We start from the raw sequence: 20946 nt of genomic DNA on the forward strand, positions 1-20946 counted from the left end.
GGTCATGAACTAAGACTTTTGAGTGCAGCCTCTTTTTCTTGCAACAGAACAGGCCGCTTTTCGCGGGCACAGTCTCAACCGGTTGAACCATCTTAACCACACATTGTTTCCATTCCCATCAACCCCTTTAAAACTTTAAAAAGTGCATTTCTGTAAACTGAAAGTACAGGTCAAAGCAGCTCTTAAAGTGGCATCGATAACGCAAAATCACAATAGAAAGTGTGTTCTTCTATAAAGGAAAATTAATCATTCCCAAGAATTCACCTCTGGAACCTTGAAAAAGTAAACCGAGTTCGGAATTGTGAGGCGCGATTCAAAAAAACAGACAGAGAAAAAGATACTTTTTCTCTGTCTGTTTTATTTTAAAGACTTATGGGACACTCCCTTTTTTATAATTGCATATAAATTCTGCTAAACTAGAGATAAAGAGGTGACAACATGAACAAAACGATTGGAATTCTTGCGCATGTCGATGCCGGTAAGACTACTTTTTCAGAACAACTGTTATATCATACGAAAAGTATTCGGCAGCGCGGGCGAGTCGACCACCAAAATGCTTTTCTCGATAGCCACACCATTGAAAAAACCCGAGGCATAACAATTTTTGCTGATCAGGCAACCTTTACACTAAATGATTCTACTTATTTTCTTATTGACACACCTGGTCATGTTGATTTTTCTCCAGAAATGGAGCGTTCGATTCAAGTAATGGATTACGCCGTTATTATCATTAGTGCAGTTGATGGCATTGAAGGGCATACTGAAACCGTTTGGCAGCTTCTTCAAAAACATAAGATTCCGGTCTTTTTCTTCGTTAATAAAACAGATCGCGAAGGAGCAGATGCCGTTCAAGTTTTAGCAGACATTCGTTTGAATTTTTCCGAAGATGTCTGTGACCTAACAAATAACTTTCACAATGGTGAGTTGAGCGAAAGTCTCATTGAATTTATTGCTGAACGAGACGAAGAATTGCTGATGCAGTATGTCGAGACTGGTTTTGATAAAAAAACCTGGATAGAGGCTTTTCAGCGGTTGATTGCAGCTAACCAGATTTTCCCTTGTGCTAGTGGCTCTGCTTTACAAGATATCGGCATCTTAGATTTCCTGCTCCAACTTGATCAATTAACGACTAGTGCTTATTCAGAAGATCAAGCATTTGGTGCACGAATTTATAAAATTCGGCACGATGACAATGGCAATCGAATCTGTTTTTTAAAAGCGTTTAGCGGGACTTTACAGGTTCGTGATAAACTCGTTTATGGTCCTAATCAGCTTGAAGAAAAAGTGACGCAAATCCGCAATTATAATGGCAACAAATTTAAACTGGTTGAACAAGCAAGGGCAGGCGAACTTTTTGCGATAGCGGGATTGACAGAGGCTATGGTCGGTGATGTCATTGGGAATTATGCTACTGACAACCAATCTGAAGTAGTGCCAACATTGAAATCAATTGTCCTTTTTGATGCGTCTCTCCCTGCAAAAGAAGTACTATCAAGTTTCCAAATTCTCGGTGCTGAAGACCCTTCTTTGTCGGTTTTTTGGAACGAGTATTTCCAGCATATCCAAATTCAAGTAATGGGCATTATTCAATTAGAAGTTCTCGAACAAGTAGTTCTAGAACGGTTTGGCCACCACGTCCAGTTTGGGGAACCTGAAATTCTCTATAAAGAAACGATTAGCATACCCGTGATGGGCTATGGCCATTTTGAACCTCTTCGCCATTACGCTGAAGTTCATTTGAAGCTAGAGCCGGGTGAGCGTGGCAGCGGCTTACAGGTAGACAACGTCTGCCATGCTCACGCTTTATCTGTCGGAAATCAGAACCTCATCTTGCATCACCTTAACGAGCGCGACCATCATGGCTTACTAACTGGTTCTCCTTTGACCGATGTTAAAGCAACGCTTGTAACTGGACGTGGTCACAACGAGCACACCTCTGGCGGTGATTTCCGGGAAGCAACTTTTCGAGCGCTTCGTCAAGGACTTGAACAAGCACAAAACCGTCTACTTGAACCCATGTACCGTTTTAAAATCAAAGTAAGTTTAGAGCAAATGGGAAAAGTATTATCGGATGTTCAGCAAGCACATGGTAGTTTTAATACTCCTGAAACCATTGGTAGCAAAACGATCATCGAAGGTCGTGTACCCGTAGCGACATTTATGAAATACAGCACAGAATTTGCTGCACTTACCCACGGCAAAGGCGCACTCAGTTTACTATTTGATGGTTATGACTTCTGCCATAATGAAGAACAAGTAATCAACCGGATTGGCTATGAAAAAAACACTGATCCTCTTTATACATCCACTTCTATTTTTTGCGCAAAAGGCAAAGGTTATAAAGTTTCTTGGGACGAAGCAGAAAAAGCTATGCATTGTTTGTGAAACCTATCTGCATGAAGGAGGAATGGGCTATGTACGAACAAAAAACAAAAGAAACCGATGCCGACGTTATTGAATTTATCGAATCTGTCGATCATCCAAAAAAACGTCAAGATGCTTATAAGTTACTGGAATTATTTGAAAAGGCGAGCGGTCACTCCGCAAAAATGTGGGGACCCAGTATTATTGGCTTTGGCTCTTACCATTATGTTTATAAAACCGGACACGAAGGCGATGCGCCACTTGTCGGTTTTTCTCCACGCAAAGCGAAGATTAGTTTGTATTTTGCAACTGGTGATGAAAATCGCGGTCCTCTACTCGAGAAATTCGGCAAGCATACAAGTGGAAAAGCCTGTATTTATATTAATAAAACCGAAGACATCGACCTTGATGTCCTTCAGCAATTGATCCAACAATCCATCAGCTTTCTTCAAAGTTTGTATCCACCTCTAAAATAACAATGTAGTTTCGTCACCTAAAATCGTTAAAAAGCCGGCACAGGAAATCTGTGCCGGCTTTTTGTTTTATCTATTATTTAGTCGATTGTTAAATAGCGTAGCAAGACAGAACCTGTTTTGGTTTCTCCATAGACTAATAACGGAGCTGCAGCTGGTTCAGTTCCTTGCTTTGAAAAACGTATCGATTTTTGCATGAATTGTCCTTGTTCGTGCGTAGAATCGATATCCGATAATAAGACATCTATTTTGCCCAAGTTTGACGAAACTTCACCTTTTAACGGCAAATGAGCTGGAATGTAAATTTCTACATTGCCTGCCAACGTTTTCGTTTCAAGTTTGCGAGCTTCTTTGCATCTTGTTGTAGCGACAATATTGCCGTTTAATGATTTAGTAACGATTGTTTGAATATCGCCATCAATATAAATGCGGCCATTTAATGTCTCTGCTTCCACCACTTTCCCTTTTGCTTCCTGAACATGAATAGCACCATTAGCCGTTTCTAGTTCAGCATCATCAAACTCTACATTTTTCAAATCCACTTTACCATTTGCTGTTTTCACTTTTATCAATGCAGCATTAATGCGTTTCATTGTGAATCCACCATTGAACAAGCGAGCTGTAATGTGTTGATAGGAAGCTTCTGGAACATACAGGATCACATTTACTTGCGTTGTTTTCAAATCACTGATGACGCGTAACTTTTGATCGTCGGCAATAAAAACAAACTTATCAAGAAAATCTTCTTTCGCTTGTGTTACTGACTCTGAACGATATGCTTTAACGTTGCATTCTGCACGTAGCAAGCCGTCTTGAGATGGGAAAATTTCCAGCTGACCATTTGCGATATCCGCAACGATGGTGTTCAAGTCCGTCATATTTTCTGTAAATGTATGAGTAAACTGAACTGCTTCACCGAATGGCGAGTCAAATTCCATCGTTTTCAACTTGCCAACAGACGACTGCATAAAGTCCATCATTCGTGTACCCAAATCATTAAAGTCTCGTGACACATTTTTGGAAACGTTTTTGGAAACGTTCTTTGAAAAATCTTTGGATACTTTTTTAACAATATCTTCTGGTCTAAAAAATCCACGTTTGCTAGGTTTGTCTCTTTGGTTGCTACGGCCATAATTTGACTCGTTCGACGATGAACTACTACCATCAATTGCCCGCAGCAACTCAACTGCTTCACGTGCTGAAATCGTACCATTCTCAACCATGTCCAAAATGCGTTCTTTTTCACTTTGCATGTATTGCGGCCTCCTCTTTGTCTGAATGCCGATAAGTAAATCCTTACCCTTACAAACAGATGGTTCTTCTATGTTGATACGTTTACTAGCAGAAAAAGTTTCATTTAACTGTTTTTTTCTTGCGACTTGCACCTTTGACGACAGCATCCATACGTGCCCGGTCGCGCTCCAGTACTGGTTTCAAGTACTTTCCGGTATAAGAATTTTCAACAGCGGCGATTTCCTCGGGAGTACCTGTAGCTAAGATCATGCCACCTTTATCTCCACCTTCGGGACCTAAATCGATAATATAATCCGCCGTCTTAATGACATCTAAATTATGTTCAATAGTCAGTACTGTATCGCCATTTTCTACAAGCCGCTGCAGAACGACCAATAACCGAGAAATATCATCTGCATGCAGACCTGTAGTCGGTTCGTCCAGAATGTAAAAGGACTTACCATTTGAACGTTTATGAAGCTCAGATGCTAACTTAACGCGCTGCGCTTCTCCGCCAGATAAGGTAGTCGCAGGTTGGCCAAGCTTAATATACCCCAACCCTACATCGACAATCGTCTTTAGCTTGCGATTGATCTTTGGAATGTTTTCAAAAAATGCGTAGCCATCTTCCACTGTCATCGCAAGAACATCCGCAATGCTTTTGTTTTTATACTTTACTTCCAATGTTTCCCGGTTGTAACGTTTACCATGGCAAATTTCGCACGGCACATAGACATCCGGCAGGAAATGCATTTCTATTTTTATAATACCATCTCCACGGCAAGCTTCACAGCGACCGCCCTTGACGTTGAAACTAAACCGGCCTTTTTTGTAGCCACGAACTTTTGCTTCGTTCGTTGTGGCGTAAACATCACGGATATCATCGAAAACACCTGTGTAGGTTGCTGGGTTTGAACGTGGCGTCCGACCAATTGGGGACTGGTCAATATCGATAACTTTTTCCAATTCTTCAGTTCCTTCAATTAGATCAAAATGTCCTGGTTTGGCTTTCGCACGATTCAATCTATGAGCCAATGTTTTGTACAGAATTTCGTTAATGAGCGTACTTTTACCCGATCCTGAAACCCCGGTCACTGCTGTAAATAAACCGAGTGGAATATCGACATCTACTTTTTTCAAATTGTTTTGATTCGCACCGCGGATTGAGATTTTCCGGTCGCTTGGTACTCTTCGCTCAGCAGGCACGGGAATAAATTTCTTGCCGCTTAAGTATTGACCCGTTAATGATTTTTTATTTTTCATTACTTTTTCAGGTGTTCCTGCAGCAATAATTTCTCCACCATGCGCTCCTGCTCCCGGTCCAACATCAATCAAATAATCAGCAGCTAACATCGTGTCTTCGTCGTGCTCTACGACAATTAAGGTATTGCCAATATCTCGCATACTTTTCAAAGTCTCAATCAATCGATCATTATCTCGTTGATGAAGACCTATTGATGGTTCATCGAGTATATAAAGTACACCGGTAAGTCTTGATCCGATTTGAGTTGCTAGGCGGATTCGCTGCGCCTCTCCTCCGGATAAAGTTCCCGATGCACGACTTAACGTTAAGTAATCCAGTCCAACATTGATCAAAAAACCAATGCGTTCTTGAATTTCTCGTAAAATCAGTTTGGCAATTTGCATATCTTTTTCTGACAATACGAGCTGATCGAAAAACTGATTGGCTTCGACAATCGAAAATTCAGCGACGGTTCCGATATGAAGACCATTTACTTTCACTGACAGCGATTCAGGCTTTAGACGATAGCCTTCACAAACTGTGCAACTTTGCTGACCCATGTATTTTTCCATTTGGTCACGGATATAATCTGAAGATGTCTCACGATAACGACGGTCCACATTGGAAAGGACACCTTCAAAATTAATGTGATTATCTCGAATTTGACCATAGTCATTTTCATAACGGAAACGAATTTTATCGTTTCCAGAACCGCGTAAAATAATGTTAATATGCTCTTCTGGCAATTCACTTACTGGAATGTCCATATCAATTTTATAATGCTGACAAACCGCTTTTAGAAGTTGCGGATAATATTGCGAACTGGTTGGTTGCCAAGGAACAATTGCTCCTTTGTTCAACGTGGCAGTCCAATCTGGAATGACCAATTCAGGATCAACTTCTAGCTTTATCCCTAAACCGTCGCATTCTGGACATGCACCAAAAGGTGAGTTAAACGAAAACATTCTCGGTTCAAGCTCACCAATAGAAAACCCACAAATCGGGCAGGCATGATGCTCACTAAACAGCAATTCTTCTTGCTCCATCACATCTACTAAAACACGGCCTTCTGCTAGCCGAAGGGCTGATTCTAAAGAATCACTTAGACGTGGCGCAATGCCCTCTTTAATGATGATGCGATCAATAACAACTTCAATGTTGTGCTTTTTATTTTTATCTAGTGCAATGTCGTCATCGAGATCAATTAGTTCCCCGTCCACGCGCACCCGGACATACCCTTGCTTTTTAATGTCCTCAAGTAACTTGACGTGAGTTCCTTTTCGACCAGAAACAATTGGAGCTAAAATTTGCATTTTGGTACGTTCCGGGTATTCCACGATGCGATCTACCATTTGTTCAATGGTTTGAGAAGAAATTTCTATACCATGATTTGGACAAATCGGCTTACCAATCCGTGCATACATGAGCCGCATGTAATCATAGATTTCCGTAACTGTCGCTACTGTAGAACGCGGATTTTTACTCGTGGTCTTTTGATCAATCGAAATAGCCGGTGACAATCCTTCAATTAAATCAACGTCAGGCTTATCCATTTGTCCTAAAAACTGGCGTGCATAAGCAGACAACGATTCAACATATCGCCGCTGTCCTTCCGCATAAATCGTATCAAATGCAAGCGAAGATTTACCGGATCCTGACAGTCCAGTCATAACCACAAGCTTGTCACGTGGAATCACCACATCAATGTTTTTTAGATTATTTGCACGCGCGCCTTGTATCCGTATTTCCTGATTTCTCAACTTGCATCATCCTTCCGCTTTCAATTCAAGAACTGTATCACGCAGTTCTGCGGCACGTTCGAAATCGAGTGCTTTTGCCGCCTCTTTCATTTCTGTCTCTAGCAAACTGATCAGCTTTACGCGCTCTTCTTTTTTGAGTTTTTTGCCTGATACTGCTTTAGAGATGTATTCCTCTGACTCTTCTGCTGCATTGGTCGCACGAATGACGTCACGGATTTTCTTCTGTATCGTAATCGGTGTTACGCCGTGTTCTTCATTGTATTCAGCTTGAATGGTCCGACGTCGCGTCGTCTCATCCATCGCTCTTTGCATGGAATCTGTTATTCTGTCTGCATACATAATGACACGACCATTTGAATTTCTAGCTGCCCGGCCCATCGTTTGAATCAATGCCCGTTCAGAACGCAAGAACCCTTCTTTATCAGCATCTAAAATGGTGACTAGTGAAACTTCTGGAATATCCAATCCTTCACGTAGCAAGTTAATGCCCACCAATACATCGTAAACGCCCATCCGCAACTCTCGAATAATTTCAATACGTTCAAGTGTTTTAATCTCCGAGTGCAAATAATTCACTTTGATACCGGCATCTTTTAGGTAAGCTGTTAAATCTTCCGACATTTTCTTCGTCAACGTCGTTACTAGTACACGCTCATTGACTTCCGCACGTTTGCGGATTTCATCCATCAAGTCATCTATTTGGCCTTCAATTGGACGAATCTCAATTGTTGGATCTAATAGACCTGTCGGACGAATGATTTGTTCAACCATTTCTGGGGTATGTTCCAATTCGTAAGGACCTGGTGTTGCGGATACAAAGACCGCTTGGCTAATATGCTTTTCAAATTCATCAAAAGTTAACGGTCGATTATCCATAGCAGAAGGCAAGCGGAAACCATGATCAACTAGCACTTTTTTACGTGCTTGGTCACCATTGAACATGCCTCTTACTTGCGGTAAGGTTACGTGACTTTCATCCACTACTAGTAGAAAATCTTCTGGAAAATAATCAATTAACGTATACGGTTGAGCCCCCGCAGGACGCAGAGTTAAATGACGGGAGTAGTTTTCAATACCCGAACAAAAACCCATCTCTCGCATCATTTCCAAATCGTAGCGCGTTCGTTGCTCAAGTCTTTGCGCTTCTAGTAATTTGTCTTCTGCACGCATTTCTTTTAAACGTTCCTCTAATTCTATTTCAATATTTTCAATTGCTTTAACCATCTTATCTTCGCGTGTAACAAAGTGAGATGCTGGAAAAATTGCTACATGGTCACGTTCACCGATAATTTCACCTGTTAACGCATCGACTTCGCGAATTCGATCAATTTCATCGCCAAAAAATTCAACGCGTAAACATCTTTCGTCGCGGGATGCTGGGAAAATCTCCACTACGTCTCCACGAACACGGAATGTTCCACGAATAAAATTAATATCATTGCGCTCATATTGAACGTCAACTAACTTTCTCAATAGCTGATTGCGTTCAATTTCCATTCCTTTTCGAAGGGAAACCACGAGTTCTCTGTACTCTTTTGGCGAACCAAGACCATAGATGCATGAAACGGACGCAATAACGATAACATCATCCCGTTCAAATAACGAACTCGTGGCAGAATGGCGTAATTTATCAATTTCATCATTTATACTTGCATCCTTTTCGATAAATGTATCTGATTGAGGCACATAAGCTTCTGGCTGATAATAGTCATAATAACTAACAAAATACTCAACTGCATTATCGGGGAAAAATTCCTTGAATTCGCTATAAAGCTGGCCTGCCAATGTTTTATTGTGGGCCATAACTAATGTTGGTTTTTTAACTTGCTGGATGACGTTTGACATCGTGTAGGTTTTCCCTGTACCAGTGGCACCTAATAAGGTCTGGCAGCGTTTGCCACTAATGATGCCTTGTGTCAGTTCAGCAATAGCCTGAGGCTGATCGCCAGCGGGTTCGTAAGGGGCTTGAAGATTAAATTCCTGTTTCATAGCAAGGCGTCCTCCCATTCTTTCAATACTTCTACTTTAACATATGCCCTAAAAAACCCCTAACAAAAAGCGAACGTATGTTTTTTATGTGAAGATACTCAAAAAATAACCGAATTTACTTTTTATTAGACACAGAAAAAAGAGGAATTAGATTAGCTCTAAATCCCCTTTTTACGGCCATTCTTAGGCAGCTATTTATTCAGTTTCTTCGTAATTTAAAGTTTGCAATTGTGCAGTATATCTGGTGAACGCTTTTTGATCATGATTGTCCAAGGCTTCATCGATGAGTGTCATCAGCTGTTCTTCTTGCTGGGAACGGTGAACATGCTTTAAGAACAAATCCAAGTAAATATCATTCAGCAGCTTTTCCGCTTCCGTAATTTTTTTTGTTTGAGCCATTGCCTTCATGAAATCAGCATAAGAATAATAGTTTTCCATTCTACTTCACCCCGAATGCTTTTCATTAGTATACATGACACGAATAGAATAAATCAATATTTATTTGAAAATTATGATTAAATAGAAAAAATTTTATTTTCAATCTAATGCATATTGCAGAATTTCCATTTTTTATTATAATAAGGTATGTAAAGTAAATTTAGGGGGTTTTTCTTCATGAGTAAAAAGAATCATCGGCCGTCATCATATACTATTTGTACGAACACCTATGCTCTTTTACCTTATCCAGATGGTCATCGAACGTGGACGCGTGTCATTGAAAATCGCAGTGAGCTTGTCGTTGAAGAAGCTGTTTACAAAACGGTTACAACTTCTTGTCGGTTTTATCGCGCTTCTTTAGAAAGTGCTACACTCTACGCGCAAAAAGCAGTTGGCGTAAAGCATAAGCCCCCGGTTATTATTGGCGAGTATTATGGCAATCCGCTCATTTTCTTTCCGACTCACTCTCCAAAAAACAAAGAATGTGTGTGGTTTAATTACGATGCAATCGATTTGATAGAAAGTGACAGCAGCGGAAAAGGCAGCATTGTTTATTTAAGCAATAGTGAAACCGTTTGTTTGGATGTATCGCCTATCGCTTTGCGAAACCAGCATTCGTTTGCTGGTTCTCTCCGCCGCTATTTTAAAAAGGCGCAGCGTGTCCATAACCAACCGATGGCTTACGTAACAAAACGAACATTTCTGTCCCGCAAACAGCAGCCACTCGATTAGTTTTGAGGCTGTGAAAATTCTACTGGAAAAGAGTCTCTTCTATAATGATGTACAACTTTCCTGATTTATCGAGTATGATTGCGTAAGGAGCTCTGCTTCCCTCGCTTTTTTCTACACAAGCTCTATTGCTCCACTCACTAGCTCCAGAAACACTCATGTTACCACCAGTCCTTATTTATACCAAAAAGAGTTGCCGACCCAAGTCACAATGTCTGACTTGGGTCGGCAACTCTTTTTTCGTAGAATCTAGACTCTGGCTTAGCTCTTCGGGATGTAAGTCACCCTGTTGTGCGGCAAAGAACGCCGCTTGGAGCGCGTTTTTGCTTTTCTTATTTAATCGATCGGTAAGCCCACAGCGATCCTACGAAAAATACGGATGAGACCCACATGTACGGTTCGTTCCAAAACCAGACTGACACTGAAATTCCAACGAAAGAAATGATGGTGAAAATTCCAGCAAACATTCTTGATTGCAGATCACGACGGTATTCACGCTCTCGGCCATCTCGATTTTCAATGTAACGGCGGAGACGTTCAGGCTCTTCCAGGTAATTAATGACTTTTTGCGGAAAGATTCGCAGTGGCCCCGTTGCATTCAATACCCAGCGTAGAATATCTTCTTTTCCGAAGATTCCTTTGCCTTCCTTCTGCGAAGCTGCCCACTCCAATATTCGAGGACGGGCAAGTGCTAATAAATCTACTTTTGGATCTAATACGTGCAAGACGCCAACAAAAATAGAAACAGCACGACCAAAAAAAGCAAATTCTGCCGGCAATTGAACCGGTTGAGTTCGAACGATTTCTTGCATATCAGTAAGAATCCGCTCAACAACAAAACTATCCATCTGTGACAGTTCGTTCGATTCATAAGCTGCGACTAGCCGTGAAATGGCATCTCCTAAAATGGCGCGATCCGCCTGCGGCAATAAGAAACGCAAATCTTCTAGTGCATCTAATACTTGATCATAATTTTTAAAAATAATTCCTTCTGCTGCACGTAACACTGCTTGAGAATCTTTTGGTGTTATATTGCCAATCATCCCAAAATCAATTAAGACAATGCCACCATCCGGTTCTAACAAGATGTTTCCTCCATGAGGATCTGCGTGAAATTGTCCACCGTATAAAACTTGTTCTAAAAACAAAATAAACAAGCGCTCTGAAATTTCATGACGATCTAACTCATTCTTTTCAATAAATGCTAAATCTGTAATACGTGCTCCTTCAATCCATTCCATAACTAATACACGACGGGTCGTGTATTCATCGAAATACAACGGAATGCGAACGCCTTCCATTGCGTCAAAGCGATCGGCAAAAGCGCGACCATTTTGAAGCTCTCCCAAGAAGTTCAATTCTGCGCCAATGGTTTCAGTCATTTCTATATACAATAAGTTAAAATCAATTTGTTTTGTGAACGGCGTAAATTTTTCAGCCAACCAAATGACTATGCGAATGGCCTTAAAGTCTGCGCGTAAAATACGATCTGTTCCCGGCCGCTGAACTTTCACAGCAACCTCTACACCATTTTTCAATACCGCTTTATACACTTCACCAATAGAAGCTGAAGCGACAGCCGAATCAGATAAGTTATCTAAATAATCGGTGTGAACGGTGTTCCACTCTTGCTCTAACACCGAAACGATGCTATTTCTCGAAACAGATGGCACACGATCTGTTAATCCTTCTAGTTCCGCAAGAAATGAGGGCGGCATAATATCCGCTCGTGTCGACAGGAACTGACCTAACTTAATCATTAGCCCACCTAGTTTTAAGGCGAGATTTTTGTATTCTTTTGCTTGTTTGGTGATCATTTCATTCCATCTTTTTTCAACTAGCGGAGTCCATTTTCCACGATTTCGCTTTTGGAAAAACGTCACTTGCAAAAAGATTTTGACTGCTAGCCAAACAATCCGGAAGATACGGATAAACGTAATTTTATTCATAAATGCAGTCCCTCCCATATTTTTCATTATAGAGTCTGATGGCGAAATAGTCCAAAAAGTGATATGTTTTTAATGGATGGAATGATACAAGGGGGATGAAAATGGACACAATTCATTATGAACAGCGAAACAATTTAGCTTTTATTACCTTAAATCGGCCCGATTCAATGAATGCCTTTAACTATGACATGCTTCTTGAACTTGGACAGGTCGTAGAAGCAATCCGCATCAACCCAGATATCCGTGTAGTGGTATTTACCGGCGCTGGAGAAAAGGCTTTTAGTGTGGGAGCAGATTTGAAAGAACGTAAAAACTTAACGGAACAGCATGTTAAACGCAATATCTTTAAAATTGGTGAAGTGTTCTCAACAATTGAGAATTTGCCGCAGCCTACCATCGCGTTGATGAATGGTTTTGCCTTTGGAGGCGGAATGGAATTGGCACTTGCCTGCGATTTCCGCATTGCTGCAGACGATACATTGCTTGGTCTGACTGAAACCAGTCTCGGCATTATTCCAGGAGCTGGGGGGACGCAACGTTTGCCTCGCTTAATTGGAGAAGCCAAAGCACTAGAACTGATTTTGACTGCTCGTCGTCTAAAATCAACTGAAGCACTGGCATATGGATTAGTAACACGTGTAGCAGCACGTGATGAGCTTGCCGACGTGACAGCGGCTTTTGCTGATGCGATTCTTGCCAATGGTCCAATTGCTCTTCAACAGGCAAAATTCGCCATCAAGAATGGCATGAATACGGATTTACAAACAGGCCTGCACATCGAACGCAAAGCCTATGAAATCACTATCCCCACAGAAGATCGAGTTGAAGCGCTAACTGCTTTTGGCGAAAAAAGAAAACCCATATTTAAAGGTAGATAAAAAAAACGGAGCGGCTAAAAATAGCTGCTCCGTTTTTAATTTTCACACGTTATCTGCTAGCCAATTCACAATTTGTTCTAAACGAGCAATCCGGTGGTTTGGAGTGTCAGTACGTGATAAATCTGGAAAATGAACGAATGTTGTTGCGATATTCATGCTTTTCAACTTCAGAGTTACTTGCTCTGCGACTTCTTCACCCAGCACAGCTATGCGACTAACATCAATCCAGTCAGCCGATTCCACAGTATCCGTGATCGCGCTCAGAAGGTCTTTATAAGTAAAGTCCCGGCTTGCAGCCGCAAATTCCTGGCTATATCCTTGACTGCCGCTTGGATTGACGTAGAAAATGCCGAAACCGCTCGCTGCATAAAGTTGCAACTCCAGAGAAAAGGTATTGGCAAACATCTCATGAGGGGTGTCATGAACTTTAATGATTAAGGGATAGTTCTGACCTTCCTCAAAACTAGCAGGTTTTATTAGCCAGCCATGAACCACATCAATCGAACCTGTTGTAAAGGTAGTTTGTGCTTGGACCAACTCCGTATCTTCCATAAACTTTTGGTTAAACGAGGTCAACGCCTGATATTCACCGGTCGTAATCGTCAAACGATGGAGCTCTCCCGGTTGAATCGGATTGCTACTGGCTAAAACTGCATAGACGCCGTCTCGTGAAACATCGTAATCATACACATGTTCCATGTCAGGTGAAGCTGGGAAAATCATTCCATCAAGCGACGCAAAGTACAAGCGCACATCCCCCATCGTCGATACTTGGAAATACAAATGATCGTCTTTTGTCCAGACAACGGCAGGTGCAACTGCCTTCTTGTAATCACTAATTGCGTAATCACCAATAGGTGCATCCATCCCTTCCGTCAAACAAAAGCGAGTATTTGTTAGTAAGTCTGCGATATAAAGTTCAGTATGGGTTACATCTCCGTAATAACGCATGCTACCGGTATAAGCGATTTTTGAATCGTCATGTGAAAAAGCGGCATCATTAAAATACCCTTGCCCTTCTGTCAGCATGGTTTGTTGCGCTGTTTTAGTATCGTACAAATAGAGAGGCTGATGAGGATTTTTTTGTAGATTGCCGGCCAAGCCAAAGACTATTTTTTCACCGTCATGCGAAACGGCTTTTAAATGATGATTGAAATTTCCTTGTGTCACAAATTCCACACTTTTCGATTCATGATCTACTAAGCCAATTTGACTGTAGCTTTGTGACTGCGTATCTTCTTTTTTCACTGCGGCATTAATCCAAATTTTTGTTCCGCAAGGTGCCCATTCGAATCGATCTACCCCATTCTCAAAACGGGTCAACCTGTTCATTTTTCCATCAGCGATTGATAATACAAACAATTGCTTTTCTTTTCCTCGATCGAATAAAAAAGCGACAGCTGTTCCATCAGTTGACCACCGCGGGGAAAGGACTCTTCCTGCGCCATTTGTCCACTGACTTTGTTGCCCCGTTTTTAAGTCGATATGATACAGATGCGTTGTGTACGTATTTTCCTTTTCGTCTATTTGCGTACGGACGAAAACTACTCTTTTTCCATCCGGTGAAATTTGAGGATCTGTCACTGAAATCAATTTCGTTAAATCGCTACTTTCTACTACTTTTTTCACCACTTTGTATACTCCTTTACGCGTTTATTGCTCACCAATGAAAACCACCAGTTTTACCAATCAAAGTCTACCACAAACGACGATGCAGAAAGAAGATAAGGTATGTGATAGCCATATAAAAAAGGCTCCGATTCAATCTCGGAACCTCTTTCTTATACTTAATCTGGCACTGCCTTATTTCTGCATCGCTTGGTCTTTTAGCGATCGCCGTAAAATTTTCCCAGTTGTATTCTTCGGCAACTCTTTAAGAACTTCAAACTGTCTTGGTACTTTGTATTTTGCTAAATGCTCTGTGCAATAAGCTTTAAGATCTTCTATAGAAACCGCTGGATCCTTTAATACTACATAAGCATTAACTTCTTCACCGAAGTCTGGATCCGGCAAACCGACAACTGCGGCTTCTAAGATTGCAGGATGAGCAAAAAGCACTTCTTCCACTTCTCGTGGATAAACGTTGTAACCGCCGACGATAATCATATCTTTTTTGCGGTCTACAATATAGAAGTACCCTTCTTCATCAACACGTGCTAAATCACCCGTATAAAGCCAGCCATCACGAATTGCTGAAGCTGTTTCTTCAGGCATTTTGTAATAACCTTTCATGACGTTCGGTCCACGAACAATCAATTCACCCACCTCGTTTGTTGCTACTTCTTCACCTAATTCGTTAACCACTTTGTTTTCTACATTGATAATGGAAGTACCAATTGAGCCCGCTTTACGCTCACGATCAATCGGGTTAAAGCACGTAACTGGTGATGCTTCAGATAAGCCATAGCCTTCTGAAATACGCACATTGAATTTGTCTTCGAAACTATGCAACAAAGCAACCGGCATTGCGGAACCTCCTGACACCGCAAGACGAACAGACGCAAAATCCGCTGGGTCAATGTCTGGCAATTGGTTCATAAAGTTAAACATAGTTGGTACGCCAGCAAAAACGCTTGCTTTGTGTGTTTTAATCGCATCAAACACTTCTTTTGGATGAAAGCGTGGAATCAAAACAATTGTCGCACCTTGTAATAATGGTGCGTTAACTACTACTGTTAATGCAAATACATGGAAAACTGGCAAAGTTGCTACTACCCGATCATTTCCACCAATTTGCAAATACGCTCCAACATCACGTGCGTTTGAATATAAATTCTGATGTGTCAGTAATGCGCCTTTTGGCTTTCCAGTGGTACCCGATGTGTATAAAATGACGGCATTATCATCTGCTGCAACTTCTGCAAAAGTATTAGTTGCTGTTGAACGAGCCAACAGATTTGTAAATGAATACACCTTCTTTTGAACAGCTTCAGGCAATTGCATCATTTTCTCTTGTGTCGATGGATCTGTTTCACAAATAATATACGATTCTACAAAAGGCAGTGCTTGATGTGCTTTTTCTATGAGCGGAAGTAAGGCGTCTAATGCTACTACTACTTTTGCATCACTATCATTGACTATGTAAGCGATTTCATCCGAGCTATAAATAGGATTGATGGGGACACTTGTAGCTCCCAAGCGCATTGTGGCGTATAGTGCAATTAAAAAATGTGGCGTATTGCTTAAAAGAAGTGCAACATGATCGCCTTTTTTTACGCCTAAACTTTGTAAAGAATTAGCAAAAACAGCAACTGTTTGATCAAATTCACCATAGCTTGTATCTTTCCCCATAAAGCTATAAGCGACTTTTGCAGAATCCTGTTGTGAAATTTCATGAACACGTGTCATTAAATTCATCTTCATCCCTCTTTCGCGTTGAATGAATACTCATTCATATTTAAATCTATTTTTATTATAAAATAAATCTTCAGACAATACAACAGGCACCGTAAAATTACGGTGCCTGTAAGTGAGCGACATAGCGCCAACGAATCAAGAAAAAGTATAAAATTTGCGCCACTGTAAATCCGCCAAGCACAATGGACATTTCACCAAGAATCGACAACTCAGCAAATTCATCCCATACAACTTGCAACGAAATGAACGCAAATGCACTGTGAAGTAAAGCAAGTAACCACGGCAAAAAGAATTGAGGAATAAGTTGCCGGTTCACAATTTTCCCTAGCTCTTTGTCAGTCATCCCTAGACGAGTTAGCAATTTATATTGCTTACGATCCCGTTCAAGACCTGTATACAATTTAAAGTAGATAAAGCTCCCCGCTGCCAACAAAAAGACAGCTGCTACCATAACTCCGATAAACAACAACAAGGCAAAAGAAGATTTAAACCACCGATAATCGGCGCCAGGATTTTCAAAGAAAAAATTAACGTCACTAAAATTGGCAGTTTCCACTGCCTCATCAACTGTCGCCGTTAACCGATTGCCAATATTCATTGTTTCTGTCCAATTTAATACATCAAAGGCATAGTAAGAGAAATCTGATTTTCCAGCTTCGTAGCCTAGTAGCGGTTGATCGATGGCTCGATAATCGGCGTCACTAACAACAATCGTATTGATGTTTAATGTATGAATAGGAAACACAACATGCGGATACGTTGAACGAAGCGATAAAGGCACATCACTTTCGAGCAATACGGTATCGACGCTAGCACTTTGCAACTCTTTTAAAGAATCTAATGAAAATGGTACAAATAGCCCTTCTCCTTGCTGCAATTGCGCTGGTTCAAAATCAAGCGCTGTTGCTAAGCGATTAAATTCGGACAGCGCTAAAATATCGACGTCGTTTCCAGTAGCCGCTGAGGTTTGACGTTTGACCGTCAATTCGACCATATCGTAGGATAATTGCTCATCTCTTAATTGGCTCGCTAGTCTGTCGATATGCTCTTCTTCCAACTCATTGTCGTCAAACGAAATATAAACAAGGCCTAATGGATTTGATTCACGGAAATCTCCTGTATAAGACATAAAAGACGCCAAAGTTCCGACTGTCAAAAAAGCTACCGTCGAAACGATAGTGACAATAAAAAACATTTGAGCACTGTCTTTTAATTTAACTGAAGCCTCGGCCAACGACACTAAGCGCGTTTTTTTCCAATATACAATCTTTTTTCGTTTGTATAGTTGCAGGGAAAAATGAAGTGTATGCGTGAAAAAGAGATACGTACCGAAAGTCGCAAGTGGCGGAACGATAAAAACCATTTGGTACACTGTTTGATCTGATACATTTGCCGCAAATGTATAGGCAGAAGCTAAAAAGACAATACCCATAATCGCTAGCACAGTAGAAGATTTCGACTCTTCCTCGATCTTCCAAAAGCCTTGCAACAAATCGACGATTCGCTTCGTCCGAATAAACCCGACGCTGACAAAGGATATAATGACAAACAGACTAGCGAATGCCGCAATCGTCAGCAAAAAGGGCTCCCATGAAACATAGAGGGGCAACGCATCTAATTCCATAATCTCTCGGCCGATCATAAAAAAGAATTTAGAAAACGCAAAACCGAAAACGATTCCAGTTACAGTTGAAATTGTTCCAATAATGAGCATTTCGAAAAAAATTAACTTGTTCAGTTGCTTTTTTGACATTCCCAAATGCATCAACACGCCGAATTCCTTTGAACGTGCCTGTAAAAAAGCGCTCATCGAATAAAACAAGAAAAATAACGTAAAAATATACAACACTATTTCTGCAATCATCATGCCTCGTATAGCAAGCAGTTGCAATCCATCCTTGTCAAATATCGGATGAAAAATAAACATCGAGCAGACAAAAAATACCATGACAGAAAAGACGCTAGCTAAAAAGAACGCTGCGTAATTTCTTCGGTTACGGACAACGTTATGGTAAGCGAGTTGCCGAAAGGTCATTAACGGATCCTCCCAACAACGACAAAACATTTAAAATTCGCTGGTAAAATGTCTGGCGTCGTTCATCTCCATAAATTTCATTGAAGAACTCACCATCTTTGATAAACAGCACGCGATCACAATAACTTGCTGCAATCGGATCATGCGTTACCATAATGATTGTCGTGTTATTGTCTTTAGCAACATTCGATAAAATTTCAAGTACGTCACGTGAAGATCTAGAATCTAAATTTCCTGTCGGTTCATCTGCCAAAATAAGTGCTGGCTGATGGATAAGCGCACGTCCAATAGCTGTTCTTTGCGCTTCTCCACCTGAAATTTCGTTTGGTTTTTTATGAAGGATTGATGTCAATCCGAGACGTTTCGCAATTCGCAACACGCGACGTGCCATTTCATCAATTGGCACATAATCAAGCGTTAACGGCAAAACTAAATTTTCTTCAACCGTCAGCATCTGCAGTAGGTTAAAGTCTTGAAAAACAAAACCTAGTTGTCTTCTACGAAATAACGCCAATTCATTTTTATTCAACAAATGTGGATTGGTTCCGTCGATTAAAATCTCTCCAGAAGTTAACGAGTCAATTGTTGAAATCAAGTTTAGCAGCGTTGTTTTACCACTCCCTGAAGGTCCCATTACTGCCAGAAATTCACCTTTTTCCACTGTGAAGCTCAACTGGTTCACTGCCCGGTGCGTCACTTTCCCCTCGTAGACCTTGGTCACTTCGTCGATTTTCACTACTGTCATCATTTTCCCCCTGTGTTGCAAAATCTTGGTTGAAGAATCGTACAGATACAGTTGTCCCTTCTCCTTGAATAGAAGAAATCAACAATTCATGACCCAGCTTCCCGCAAATTTCTTTTGCCAAGTACAAGCCCATTCCTGTGGATTCTCCAGTTTTCCGTCCATTTTCTCCAGTGAAGAACGCTTTAGTTATACGTGGTAAATCAGAAGAAGAAATACCGATTCCTTCGTCGCGAACTGTCAAGAGCGTATTGCCGTTCGAACATTCGGCAGCAATCAGCACTTTTTTATTCGGTTCAAATGTGTACTTAACCGCATTTGTTAAAAATTGACCCATGATAAATTTCATCCATTTTTGATCCGTTGCTACAACGTGCTCTTCTGCTATTGAAATTTCAGGGTATACACGTTTTGAAATAAATAATCGTTTATTTTCTGTAACTACTTCACTAACTAAAGACCGTAAATTAATTTTTTCAATTTGCATATCTTGCTCAAATGTATCTAAACGTGCATTCATCAAAACTGTGTCCAGCCCTGCTTTTAAACGGTCCATTTCTTCATGAACACTTTTCTTATCAAGCTCCTGCTCTTCTTGAAGTAAGAGGTGCATAACCGATAAAGGAGTTTTCATTTGATGTACCCACTGGTTCATAAACTGCAAATGGCGGTTTTGAGAAGCATATAAAGATTGCACTTCATGCTGGTACAGTCGATATAATTTTTGCAGGTAGATTTCATTTTGTACTTGCTCAGGTGACTTCCCTTCACGTTGAAGCATATGTTCCATATTCTGTGGAGTGGCCAAAATACGTTGATAATATTGGTAACGTTTAACAAAGCGTGTCAAAAGAAACGAAATGACCAAAACTGTGCTAATGACGAATGAATAAATAGCTGTATCCACATTACGAAAACCATCTAGCCAGTACAGCAGCATAATAAAAGCTACCAGCACCATTTGAAAGACGATGAATGCTGCGTGTTCTTTCAAAAATAATCGCCACATCATGCTTCCTCCTCGTGAAGCAATAGACGGTATCCCGCCCCTCTAACCGTTTCAATCGTAGACTTCACAGTGTAATCAGCTAGTTTTTTACGAACTCTCGTCATATTCACATTTAGCGTGTTCTCATCCACAAATGCCTGATCGTCCCATAATTCCTCAAGCAATTGCTCACGTGATACTACTTTCGGATAATTAGATAACAAGAGTTCCATAATTGTGCACTCTTTTTTTTGCAGCGGAATAACTTCAGCCTTTACATGCAGCTCCATTCGTTCCATATACAGTATGATGCGCCCCACTTTGACAGAGCGTTCTTCTTGTTTTGGTGCGTATTCCCCATAAGCTCTACGCAAATGGCTCCTTATTTTTGCAAGGACGATTTCATAATGGAAAGGTTTCGTAATGAAATCATCTCCACCATTTTCCAAAGCGAAAACTTGATCCATTTCACCTGAGCGAGCTGAAATGAAGAGGATTGGACACGTGCTTTGCTGCCTGAGCTGACGGCACCAATAATAGCCATCGTAAGAAGGCAGGTTAATATCCAGTAAAATCAAATGGGGATCAAAAGCTTCGAATTCTTCGATGATTTGATCAAAATCTTTTGCGGTCTCTACTTGGTAATGGTACTTCCTTAAAGTCTCTGCCAATAACTCCGCAATTTTCAAATCATCTTCTACTATGAAAACCCGTTGAACAGCCACATTGATTCCCCCTTTCCTTTTTCTTTCCATTTTAACAAAAGAG

At 40.8% G+C, this 20946-nt stretch carries 15 protein-coding genes; 4 read left to right on the forward strand and 11 right to left on the reverse strand.

The features are described 5' to 3' along the window. Nucleotides 1-438: 438 nt before the first annotated feature. Together FQ085_RS12210 and FQ085_RS12215 are read left to right on the forward strand one after the other, a co-directional pair. On the forward strand, nt 439-2385 hold the full coding sequence (locus FQ085_RS12210; RefSeq protein ID WP_058385922.1) for an elongation factor G: 1947 nt from the start codon (nt 439-441) through the stop codon (nt 2383-2385). A 29-nt stretch (nt 2386-2414) separates the two neighbouring features. Then, a complete protein-coding gene (locus tag FQ085_RS12215) occupies nt 2415-2840 on the forward strand; it encodes a DUF1801 domain-containing protein (RefSeq protein ID WP_058385923.1) in 426 nt (141 codons plus the stop codon). Nucleotides 2841-2917: 77 nt separating this feature from the next. Here the strand turns inward: FQ085_RS12215 and FQ085_RS12220 are convergent, their stop codons facing one another. From FQ085_RS12220 to FQ085_RS12235, 4 genes are all read right to left on the reverse strand, one after another. After that, nucleotides 2918-4090 (reverse strand): DUF4097 family beta strand repeat-containing protein, encoded by a 1173-nt coding sequence (locus tag FQ085_RS12220; RefSeq protein WP_149456713.1) that lies wholly within the window; start codon nt 4088-4090, stop codon nt 2918-2920. 100 nt (nt 4091-4190) lie between these two features. After that, nucleotides 4191-7073 carry an excinuclease ABC subunit UvrA gene (gene uvrA, locus FQ085_RS12225; protein ID WP_058385925.1) on the reverse strand — a complete coding sequence of 961 codons (2883 nt, stop codon included), beginning with the start codon at nt 7071-7073 and terminating at the stop codon, nt 4191-4193. Between the two features lie 6 nt (nt 7074-7079). Next, on the reverse strand, nt 7080-9062 hold the full coding sequence (gene uvrB, locus FQ085_RS12230; protein WP_071153693.1) for an excinuclease ABC subunit UvrB: 1983 nt from the start codon (nt 9060-9062) through the stop codon (nt 7080-7082). A 195-nt stretch (nt 9063-9257) separates the two neighbouring features. Next, nucleotides 9258-9500 (reverse strand): IDEAL domain-containing protein, encoded by a 243-nt coding sequence (locus FQ085_RS12235; RefSeq protein ID WP_058385927.1) that lies wholly within the window; start codon nt 9498-9500, stop codon nt 9258-9260. A gap of 177 nt (nt 9501-9677) precedes the next feature. Between FQ085_RS12235 and FQ085_RS12240 the strand changes: the two genes are divergently transcribed. Continuing rightward, nucleotides 9678-10232, forward strand: coding sequence for a competence protein ComK (locus FQ085_RS12240; RefSeq protein WP_058385928.1), 555 nt, complete (start codon nt 9678-9680; stop codon nt 10230-10232). Nucleotides 10233-10561: 329 nt separating this feature from the next. Here FQ085_RS12240 and FQ085_RS12245 read toward each other — a convergent pair whose 3' ends face one another. After that, on the reverse strand, nt 10562-12178 hold the full coding sequence (locus FQ085_RS12245; protein ID WP_058385929.1) for an ABC1 kinase family protein: 1617 nt from the start codon (nt 12176-12178) through the stop codon (nt 10562-10564). A gap of 101 nt (nt 12179-12279) precedes the next feature. On the opposite strand from FQ085_RS12245, the gene FQ085_RS12250 reads away from it, so the two are divergent. Beyond that, the gene (locus FQ085_RS12250) at nt 12280-13056 is read left to right on the forward strand and encodes an enoyl-CoA hydratase-related protein (RefSeq protein ID WP_149456714.1); all 777 of its coding nucleotides are present in this window, start codon (nt 12280-12282) and stop codon (nt 13054-13056) included. A gap of 42 nt (nt 13057-13098) precedes the next feature. Here the strand turns inward: FQ085_RS12250 and FQ085_RS12255 are convergent, their stop codons facing one another. From FQ085_RS12255 to FQ085_RS12280, 6 genes are all read right to left on the reverse strand, one after another. Beyond that, nucleotides 13099-14688, reverse strand: coding sequence for a S9 family peptidase (locus tag FQ085_RS12255; protein WP_149456715.1), 1590 nt, complete (start codon nt 14686-14688; stop codon nt 13099-13101). A gap of 171 nt (nt 14689-14859) precedes the next feature. Then, a complete protein-coding gene (locus FQ085_RS12260) occupies nt 14860-16413 on the reverse strand; it encodes a fatty acid--CoA ligase family protein (RefSeq protein WP_149456716.1) in 1554 nt (517 codons plus the stop codon). Nucleotides 16414-16510: 97 nt separating this feature from the next. Further along, nucleotides 16511-18448, reverse strand: a complete 1938-nt coding sequence (locus tag FQ085_RS12265; RefSeq protein ID WP_149456717.1) for an ABC transporter permease — start codon at nt 18446-18448, stop codon at nt 16511-16513. Continuing rightward, nucleotides 18420-19193, reverse strand: a complete 774-nt coding sequence (locus tag FQ085_RS12270; protein ID WP_071153673.1) for an ABC transporter ATP-binding protein — start codon at nt 19191-19193, stop codon at nt 18420-18422. The genes FQ085_RS12265 and FQ085_RS12270 overlap by 29 nt, the downstream gene beginning before the upstream one ends. Then, nucleotides 19096-20199, reverse strand: coding sequence for a sensor histidine kinase (locus tag FQ085_RS12275; protein ID WP_149456718.1), 1104 nt, complete (start codon nt 20197-20199; stop codon nt 19096-19098). The genes FQ085_RS12270 and FQ085_RS12275 overlap by 98 nt, the downstream gene beginning before the upstream one ends. Beyond that, a complete protein-coding gene (locus FQ085_RS12280) occupies nt 20199-20933 on the reverse strand; it encodes a response regulator transcription factor (protein ID WP_410477406.1) in 735 nt (244 codons plus the stop codon). The genes FQ085_RS12275 and FQ085_RS12280 overlap by 1 nt, the downstream gene beginning before the upstream one ends. Nucleotides 20934-20946: the final 13 nt, after the last annotated feature.

The organism is Planococcus sp. ANT_H30 (genome assembly GCF_008369335.1).
In the GTDB taxonomy this organism is placed as follows: domain Bacteria; phylum Bacillota; class Bacilli; order Bacillales_A; family Planococcaceae; genus Planococcus; species Planococcus kocurii.

What these genes read in the sequence shown, in the direction of transcription:
- FQ085_RS12215 (WP_058385923.1), top strand. Translation starts at nt 2,415, where the DNA reads ATGTACGAACAAAAAACAAAAGAAACCGATGCCGACGTTATTGAATTT.
- FQ085_RS12220 (WP_149456713.1), bottom strand. Translation starts at nt 4,090, where the DNA reads ATGCAAAGTGAAAAAGAACGCATTTTGGACATGGTTGAGAATGGTACG.
- FQ085_RS12245 (WP_058385929.1), bottom strand. Translation starts at nt 12,178, where the DNA reads ATGAATAAAATTACGTTTATCCGTATCTTCCGGATTGTTTGGCTAGCA.
- FQ085_RS12265 (WP_149456717.1), bottom strand. Translation starts at nt 18,448, where the DNA reads ATGACCTTTCGGCAACTCGCTTACCATAACGTTGTCCGTAACCGAAGA.
- FQ085_RS12210 (WP_058385922.1), top strand. Translation starts at nt 439, where the DNA reads ATGAACAAAACGATTGGAATTCTTGCGCATGTCGATGCCGGTAAGACT.
- FQ085_RS12270 (WP_071153673.1), bottom strand. Translation starts at nt 19,193, where the DNA reads ATGACAGTAGTGAAAATCGACGAAGTGACCAAGGTCTACGAGGGGAAA.
- FQ085_RS12280 (WP_410477406.1), bottom strand. Translation starts at nt 20,933, where the DNA reads ATGGAAAGAAAAAGGAAAGGGGGAATCAATGTGGCTGTTCAACGGGTT.
- FQ085_RS12240 (WP_058385928.1), top strand. Translation starts at nt 9,678, where the DNA reads ATGAGTAAAAAGAATCATCGGCCGTCATCATATACTATTTGTACGAAC.
- uvrB (WP_071153693.1), bottom strand. Translation starts at nt 9,062, where the DNA reads ATGAAACAGGAATTTAATCTTCAAGCCCCTTACGAACCCGCTGGCGAT.
- FQ085_RS12275 (WP_149456718.1), bottom strand. Translation starts at nt 20,199, where the DNA reads ATGTGGCGATTATTTTTGAAAGAACACGCAGCATTCATCGTCTTTCAA.
- FQ085_RS12235 (WP_058385927.1), bottom strand. Translation starts at nt 9,500, where the DNA reads ATGGAAAACTATTATTCTTATGCTGATTTCATGAAGGCAATGGCTCAA.
- FQ085_RS12250 (WP_149456714.1), top strand. Translation starts at nt 12,280, where the DNA reads ATGGACACAATTCATTATGAACAGCGAAACAATTTAGCTTTTATTACC.
- FQ085_RS12260 (WP_149456716.1), bottom strand. Translation starts at nt 16,413, where the DNA reads ATGAATTTAATGACACGTGTTCATGAAATTTCACAACAGGATTCTGCA.